The following is a 590-nucleotide window of genomic DNA, read 5'->3' on the forward strand; positions in this document are numbered from 1 at the left end:
ACGTAAGAGGGCATGACCACCACATTTTTACCGACAAAAGAGCCGGTACGAACCGCAGCAGGGGGAACGATACGAACCCCTTCAGAAGCAAATTGCTCAGCGGTGTAATCGGTATATTTTAACGGTACCTTGTCGAAATATTTGGTTTCAGCACCGTCGATAATATCGTTGTTGTGGAGGCGGAAATATAAAAGTACCGCTTTTTTTAGCCATTGATGAACAACCCATTCTCCGGCAATTTTTTCTGCTACCCGAGCTTCGCCGCGGTTTAACAATGCAATGGCATCACTCACTGCTTTTCTGACAGCATCCGGTGCAGAGGATGGCGACAGATCGTCACGGTTTTCAAAGGCGTCTTCAATAATGGCTTTTAGTTCGTTCATGATATGTTGATGTCTTCAAGTTGATCGAGTTTAAACAGTACGCGTTTTTTCAGCGCAACCTGTTGCTCTTGGGTTAATGCTTTGCCAGCATCGTTGCTGACAATAAAAATATCTTCGGCTCGTTCACCTATGGTGGCGATCTTCGCCAGTTTCAATACCACCTGGGTATCTACAAATGCGTGTCCCACTTTCGCTAAGATCCCCGGA

1 protein-coding gene and 1 pseudogene are annotated in these 590 nt (G+C 45.9%); both read right to left on the reverse strand.

Features of this window, described 5'->3' with window-relative positions:
* Window positions 1-383 (reverse strand): annotated as a pseudogene (gene dapD / locus V5298_RS20795) (2,3,4,5-tetrahydropyridine-2,6-dicarboxylate N-succinyltransferase); the annotation flags it as partial.
* The coding region (locus V5298_RS20800) for a hypothetical protein (protein ID WP_332933310.1) at window positions 380-590 on the reverse strand (211 nt) is incomplete at its 5' end. The gene V5298_RS20800 and the pseudogene dapD, both read right to left, overlap by 4 nt.

Origin of the sequence: Alteromonas sp. 14N.309.X.WAT.G.H12, from assembly GCF_036697315.1 — a bacterium.
Lineage (GTDB): Bacteria > Pseudomonadota > Gammaproteobacteria > Enterobacterales > Alteromonadaceae > Alteromonas.